Annotated in this window: 6 protein-coding genes; 1 reads left to right on the forward strand and 5 read right to left on the reverse strand. The window is 73.5% G+C overall.

Translation table 11 applies throughout. The features are described 5' to 3' along the window. Positions 1-437: 437 nt before the first annotated feature. From IE251_RS40315 to IE251_RS40325, 3 genes are all read right to left on the reverse strand, one after another. Positions 438-1,601: a glycosyltransferase family 4 protein gene (locus tag IE251_RS40315; protein WP_229897174.1), complete on the reverse strand. Its 1,164-nt coding sequence runs from the start codon at positions 1,599-1,601 to the stop codon at positions 438-440. Positions 1,602-1,606: 5 nt separating this feature from the next. Then, positions 1,607-2,005: a 6-pyruvoyl trahydropterin synthase family protein gene (locus IE251_RS40320; RefSeq protein ID WP_189757904.1), complete on the reverse strand. Its 399-nt coding sequence runs from the start codon at positions 2,003-2,005 to the stop codon at positions 1,607-1,609. Positions 2,006-2,115: 110 nt separating this feature from the next. Further along, a complete protein-coding gene (locus IE251_RS40325) occupies positions 2,116-3,105 on the reverse strand; it encodes a zinc-dependent alcohol dehydrogenase (protein WP_189757905.1) in 990 nt (329 codons plus the stop codon). Positions 3,106-3,212: 107 nt separating this feature from the next. Here IE251_RS40325 and IE251_RS40330 point away from each other — a divergent pair, with 107 nt between their 5' ends. Further along, entirely contained in the window at positions 3,213-3,977 is a 765-nt protein-coding gene (locus IE251_RS40330; RefSeq protein WP_189757906.1) for a CDP-alcohol phosphatidyltransferase family protein, read from the forward strand. 117 nt (positions 3,978-4,094) lie between these two features. Here the strand turns inward: IE251_RS40330 and IE251_RS40335 are convergent, their stop codons facing one another. Both IE251_RS40335 and IE251_RS41610 read right to left on the reverse strand, forming a co-directional pair. Further along, complete coding sequence (locus tag IE251_RS40335) at positions 4,095-6,503, reverse strand: ricin-type beta-trefoil lectin domain protein (RefSeq protein WP_189757907.1); 2,409 nt, start codon at positions 6,501-6,503, stop codon at positions 4,095-4,097. Between the two features lie 271 nt (positions 6,504-6,774). After that, positions 6,775-7,077, reverse strand: a 303-nt coding sequence (locus IE251_RS41610; RefSeq protein ID WP_268253381.1) for a non-reducing end alpha-L-arabinofuranosidase family hydrolase, incomplete at its 5' end; no start/stop codon positions are given.

Genomic DNA, 7,077 nt, shown 5'->3' on the forward strand with positions numbered 1-7,077 from the left:
GATCGCGCCCCGCAGCCGTACCGTGTCCCGATCCCCCGGCCTCCCCACGGGCCCCGCACCAGCGACGACCCGAGCGGAGCCATCCCCAGGAACAGGCGTCCCGCTGCCGGCACCACCGTCCGGCACCCCGCCCCTCTCCCCCACGATCGCGCCCCGCAGCCGTACCGTGTCCCGATCCCCCGGCCTCCCCGAGGGCCCGGCACCAGCGACGGCCTGAGCGGAACCATCCGCAGGGGCGGGCGTCCCGCGCCCGGTACCGCCGCCCGGCAGCCCGCCGTACTTCCGCTCCCGTCCTCCCGGCGCACAGTCCCGTCTCTCTCCGCCATGGATGCCGCTCGCGCCCGTCTCTCGCACCTCCGCGCTCCTCGTGCCGTCGGCCGGTGGCTTCGGGGCTGTGCGGGGCGTGGGGGTGCTGCCGGGCGGGGTTCGGGGGGTGTTCATGCCGGCCTCCTCGGTGGGTGCGGGAGGTGGTGGAGGACGGTGGCCAGCGTGCGGGCGGTGGTGGGCCAGCCGGCGAGCGTGGTGCGGCGGCCGCGGGCCGCGGCCTTGAGGCGGCGCCGTACGTCGGGGTCGGCGAACCAGCGGCGCAGCGCGGCGGCGAGCGCGGTGGGGTCCTCCGGCGGGACGAGGATGCCGGGCACCCGGCCGTCGGGGGCGCGGCCGACCGCCTCGGGCAGGCCGCCGACGTCGGTGGTGAGGACCGGGACGCCCCGGGCGAGGGCCTCGGTGACCGCCATGCCGTAGGTCTCGGCGCGGGAGGGCAGGACCACCAGGTCGGCGGCGGCGTAGGACGCGTCCAGGTCGGCGCCGGAGCGGGGGCCGGTCAGCCGCAGGCGGTCGGTGAGGCCGTGGCGGGCGGCCGACTCCCGCACCCGGTCCGCGTATCCGGGGTCCTGGCCGAGGCCGCCGACGCACTCGCAGGTCCACGGCAGGTCCCGGACCTCCGCGAGCGCCTCCACCAGCCGGTGCTGTCCCTTGCGCGGGGTCACGGCGGCCACGCACAGCAGCCGGGAGACGCCGTCGGTGCCGGGCGCGAGGGGCGCGATGTCGGCGCCGGGCGCGGCCACGTGCACCCGGTCGGGCGCGAGCCCGTGGTGGGAGACGAGCCGGCGGCCCGCCCAGTCGCTGGTGGCGATCACCGCGCCCGCCGCCCGCAGCACCGCCCGCTCACGGGCGTCGAGGGCTGCGGCGACGGCCGGGTCCAGGCCGGTCTCGTCGCCGAGCGGCAGATGGACGAGGACGGCGAGGCGCAGCCGTCCGGCCTCGGGCACGACGATCTCGGGGACGCCGCACGCGACGAGGCCGTCCAGGAGGACGACGGTGTCGTCCGGCAGGTCCCGCAGGGTGCGGGCGAGGCGGTCGCGGGCGGGGCCGTCCGGGCGGGGCCAGCCGCCCGGGACGGCGTGCGGGGTGACCAGCCAGCCGAAGCCGGGCAGGTCCAGGCGGATCCGGCGGTCGTAGGCGTTGCCGCCGCTGGGCGCGGCCGGGTCGTCGACGCCGCCCGGCATCACGAAGTGCGCGGTGCGCAGGGACATGGGAACGGTCCGGGTGGTGTCCGGGGCGGCGGCCGGGTGGGGGCGGCGGCCGCGGCGCGCGGTCAGGCCGGTCACAGGGCACGCTCGTAACTCGCCCAGGCGATGTGCGACTCGTGCAGGGTGACGGTGATCCCCGCGAGGTCCTTGGCGCCCTCCCCCAGCCCGCCCTTGGCGATCCGTTCGGCGAGCCGGTCGGCGATGACCTTGGCGAGGAACTCGGTGGAGGTGTTGACGCCCTGGAAGTCGGGTTCGTCGTCGAGGTTGCGGTAGTTCAACTCTTCGACGACCGCGTGCAGTTCGCGGGTGGCCAGGCCGATGTCGACCACGATGCCGTCCTCGTCCAGCTGTGCGCGGCGGAACGTGGCGTCCACGAGGAACGTGGCGCCGTGCAGGCGCTGCGCGGGTCCGAAGACCTCGCCGCGGAAGCTGTGGGCGATCATGAGGTGATCGCGGACGGTGATGCTGAACAACGGACGACCCTCCCGGTGCGGCGCGTCTGGTCCCCCGCGCTTGCCCGCCGGGGGATGCCGTGTAGTACGGCTTGTCGCTTCCCCGTGTTCAGCCCTCTCTCACTCCGTTCTCAGGTCGGGCCGGTCCCGGTGTAGCGGATGCGGTGGCACAGGGCGGGCAGCTCGCCGGACGCCAGCTTCGGCAGGACGGACGGGAGTTCCTCGAAGGGGCTCTCGCCGGTGACGAGGGCGTCCAGCGCGGGGTCGGCGAGCAGGTCCAGGGCGAGTGCCATCCGGTCGGCGTAGGTGCGGCCGGGCCGGGCGGCCGGGGAGACGGTGCCGACCTGGCTGCCGCGGAGGGTGAGCCGGCGGGAGTGGAAGGCCTCGCCGAGCGGCAGGGCCACGCTCCGGTCGCCGTACCAGCTCAGTTCCACGACCGTGCCCTCGGGGGCGAGCAGGGCCAGGGACCGGGTGAGGCCGGCCTCGGTGGCGCTGGCGTGCACGACGAGGTCGCGGTCGCCGAGGGCGTCGGCGGGGCGGGCGAAGTCCACGCCGAGTGCCCGCGCGGTCGCCTCACGGGCCGGGTCGGCGTCGACCAACTGGAGCCGGACGCCGGGGAACCGGGCGAGCAGCGCGGCGACCGCGCAGCCGACCATGCCGCCGCCGACCACCGTGATCCGGTCGCCGATCAGCGGTGCCGCGTCCCACAGGGCGTTGACGGCGGTCTCCACGGTCCCGGCGAGGACGGCCCGTTCGGCGGGCACCCGTTCGGGTACCACGGTGACGGCGCTCGCCGGGACGACGTAGCGGCTCTGGTGCGGGTACAGGCAGAACACCGTACAGCCGGTCAGCGCGGCCGGGCCCTGTTCCACCACGCCGACGCTGAGGTAGCCGTACTTCACCGGGCCCGGGAAGTCGCCCTCCTGGAACGGCGCGCGCATCACGGTGTGCTGGCTTTGGGGCACCCCGCCGCGGAAGACGAGCGTCTCGGTGCCCCGGCTCACCCCGGAGTACAGGGCACGCACCAGGACCTCGTCCGGGGCGGGTTCGGGCAGGGTGACGTCGCGGAGTTCCCCGTGGCCGGGCGAGCGGAGCCAGAACGCGCGGGCGGAGCGGTGCATCGGCGTCCTCCTGAACGATCGGGAAGCTGTTCACGTACCGGGTGGTGCACAGGCCGCGCACAGTACGCGGCGCTGATCGACTCTGTCACTCGGCCGGAGGGTGTGCGGTGGCCCTGAACGACATGTACGACGCGAGGCTGCGGCAGGAGACCGCCGTGGGGGCGGGTGCGCAGGTGCTGCTGCTGGCGTCGCTCGGCCCGGCGACCGGCATGGGGCCGGCCGGCTGGCTGACCGGGCTCGCCTTCGCGTTCGCCACCTGGGCGGTGCTCCGCCGTGCCGGACACCGCTCCCGGCTGCGGTGCCTCGGGCCGGCGAACCGGGTCACGCTGGGCCGGGCCGGTCTGGTCGGCGGGGTGACGGCACTGGTCGCGGACTCCTTCGCGAGCGCACCGCCGGTGACGGTGCTGGTCGCCCTGACCGCGGTGGCGCTGCTGCTGGACGGCGTGGACGGCCGGGTGGCCCGGCGCACCGGCACCGCCTCGGCGCTGGGCGCGCGGTTCGACATGGAGGTGGACGCCGTCCTGATCCTGGTGCTCAGCGTGTACGTGTCGGCGCGGCTGGGGCCATGGGTGCTGCTGATCGGCGCGATGCGCTACGCGTTCGTCGCGGCGGCCCGGTGCGCGCCGTGGCTGAGCGCACCGCTGCCGCCGTCCTTCGCCCGCAAGACCGTCGCCGCCGCGCAGGGCGTGTGCCTGCTGGTGGCGGGCGCCGGACTGCTGCCCTACCCGGCGGACCTCGCGGTCGTGCTGCTCGCGCTGGGTTCGCTGGTGTGGTCGTTCGGGCGGGATGTGCGGTGGCTGTGGCGCACCGCGCGGGCGGCGAGCGGGGTGCGGACCGGTGGGGGGCGGCTGCCGGAACCGGCGGGGCACTGAGCGCCGTTCACCAGGCGTTTGCGTTGCATGCACTCCTTCTTCCGGAGTCGCAGGACGGGGCGGGGACCGCGGAGGCCGCGGCGGTTCGACTCCCGGCGACGGTCCATGGCTTGCGGATCAGTCGAGCGTCCACTTCTGGTTGGCACCGCCGTTGCAGGACCACAACTGCAGCAAGGTGCCGTTGGCCGTTCCCGCGCCGGTGGCGTCCAGGCAGAGGCCGGACTGGTCACCGGTGATCGTGCCGTCGGCGTGGATCGTCCACTTCTGGTTGCCGCCGCCGTTGCAGTCCCAGATGTCCACCTTGGTGCCGGGGCTGGTGCCTTGGCCCGCGGCGTCCAGGCAGACGCTGCCGTAGACCCTCAGCTCACCGGCGGAGGTGTTCGTCCACTGCTGGTTGGCGCCGCCGTTGCAGTCCCACAGTTCCACCTGGGTGCCGGCCGTGTGCGACTGGTTCGGCACGTCCACGCACCGGCCGGAAGCGGCCCCGACGATCGCGCCGGTCGTGCCGCCGTCGTTTCCGCCGCTGCCGGGAGTGACGGACAGGTTGTCGAACTGTGCCGTCTCGCCCTGGCTGGTCGCGTAGCCGATCTGTCCGGCGGCCCAGGTGCCGTCGGTCACGGAACCGGCCGTGACACCGTCGATGACGGCGGTGATGGTACTGCCGGAGAAGGTGAGGGCCACCGTGTGCCACCGGTTGGTGCCCAGCGCCGCGGTCGTGCCGCGGGCCAGGGTGGACACGGTGCCGTTGGTGTTCGAGTTCAGGATCGACCAGGCCCCGGTGTCGCCGACCCGCAGGTGATAGGCGTTCAGCCCTCCGGTGCGGTCGTAGTCGTGCCCGCCCGCACGGCCGATCAGCTCGGCGTATCCGGGCTGTTCGAGCATCACATCGGACGAGACGGTGTAGTTGCCCCAGCTCACGTCACCGAGCAGGGCGTGCGGATCGGTCAGCGCGTCCCAGGTGATCGGCTTCTGCGGGCTCATCTGGCGCACGCACTTGCCACTGCGGCCGCCGCCGCAGGCCACCGCCTCGAAGGCGCCCTGCCAGTCCATGAGGTACTTGGCCTCGCCGCCGGTGGCGTAGCCGTCGAAGGAGTCGCTGTACGGCAGGGCCTGCCTGCCCTGGGCGGGGCCGGTGGCGGTGCCCTTGCCCTGGCCGGTCGTGGTGGTCAGGGTGTACACCCGGCCGGGCTGGACGGTGAGGCTGAAGCCGCCGCCGGACGGGGTGATGTCCGTGGCGTGCACGAAGTAGTCGGCCGGGTTGCCGGAGGTGACGTCGGTCGACCACACGTGGACGGTCCGGGCGGACAGGCCCCCGGTGACGGTGAAGTTCAGCGTCTGGGCGCCGCCGGCGTCCATCGTCTCGATGATCGTGGAGTAGTCGGAGTTGTTCGTGGACTTCAGCGAAACGTAGCTGCCGTTGTTCCGGTTGCCCGCGATGTAGCCGCTGGAGGCGTCGATGTAGTGCCACCCCGGGGCGGTGAACTGGGTGGTCTGCGCCATCACCCAGGCGTTCTTGCCGATCGCGTAGTGACCGGACCAGGGCTGCGAGGCCAGGGCCAGACCCATGGTGGGGTACGGCAGGTTGGGCGTGATCGCCGCGACCACCGGCCAGTTGAGGTACGCGGTCATCCGGCCGTCGATGTATCCGCGATTGATACCGCGGGCCACGGCCTGCGCGCCCCCGTTGTAGTCGTCCGAGCCGTTCTCGCTCGCCCACAGCGCCTTGCCGGACGATGTGGCGGCCGACGGCACCGAGCAGTTGGACTGGGACGACCGGTAGCCGCAGGGGTAGTGCGTGCCGATGACGCTCACCGCGGAGGCGAACGCCGGGTCGGAGTTGATGTCACCCGCCACCGCCCAGTCCGAGTCGGCCGCGACGATCTTGACGTTTCCGTAGCCGTTGCTGTCGAGCGCGCTGCGCAGCCCCTTGTACCAGGAGATGTTGTAGCCCCGCTCGTTCCACCCGCCGAGGTAGTCGATGCTCAGCCCGTGCTGCTTGGCGCAGCCCAGCCACGAGAGCAGGTAGGTGGTCATGTCGGTGGACCAGAAGTTCCCGCCGCCGATCCAGCCGGGCGCTCCCCAGGCGAGCCCGTACAGCTTGATGTCCGGGTTGCGCGCCTGGGCCTGCTCCATCAGCCACCACTCGTAGCCCCGGTCGCAGTTCAGGTCGGACCGGGTGTGCTGGTGACTCGGCTCGGCCCCCGACGTGGAGTTGGTGTCACCGCCGATCTCGGCTTTCAGGATCTGCAGGGAGGCGCCGTATCCGGGTTTGAACAGGTAGTCGAGGATCTGGCCGCGCTGGGGCTCGGGATAGTCGATCAGGAGTCTGCTGTTGCCGCCCCCGCCGCTGATCGCGCCGACGCCGTCGAAGGTCCGGCCGCCGGACGCGCCGTTGATCGTGATGGAGGTGGCGGCCTGGGCCGGCGCGGCGGCCGTGCCCACGAGGCCGCCGACGGTCAGGAGGAGGCCCGCGCATACGGCCGTCGAGGCGCGCAGGCGCCTGAACAGCCGTCCGAATGCTGACACGGTGATTCCTTTCGCAGGTCGAAGGCGTCCCCTGACCGCCGGGACGGTCCGGCCACGGGACGCGATGGGGGTACTGCCCGGGGTGGCCGTGTCCCCACGGTCACCGGAGGCCGCTCGCGGACCGGCTTCCGTGGGGCCGCGGTCGGCGGAGGACGAAGTCCTGGTTCGTACGGCGGTGTGGCGTTGTCCGGCGCGAAGGCGTCTACCGGCGGTGACGGCCCGTGGCGTGGGTGAGCCGGCCACGGGCCGGACGGTTCGGATCGGTCGAGGGTCAGCGCTGGAGGGTGAGGACACCCGGGCGCCACGGCAGCTGGTCGTAAGGACCGCTCGCGGACGGGGACTTGCCCTGGTAGAGGAGCTGGAGGTTGCAGGGGTCGATGGTCATGGTCTGGTCGGGGTTGTTGCGGACCAGGTCACCGTGGCTGATGTCGTTGGTCCAGGAGGCACCGCTGTTGGCCTTGCCCGCGAACGGGTTGGACTCGGTGGCGGCCTGCGGGGTCCAGGAACCGCTCAGGCTGGTGGCGGTGAAGGAGCGGAAGTAGCGCTGCTCGCTCGCGCCCCGGGCCTCGACGAT

It is taken from the genome of Streptomyces eurythermus, from assembly GCF_014649115.1.
GTDB lineage: Bacteria > Actinomycetota > Actinomycetes > Streptomycetales > Streptomycetaceae > Streptomyces > Streptomyces eurythermus.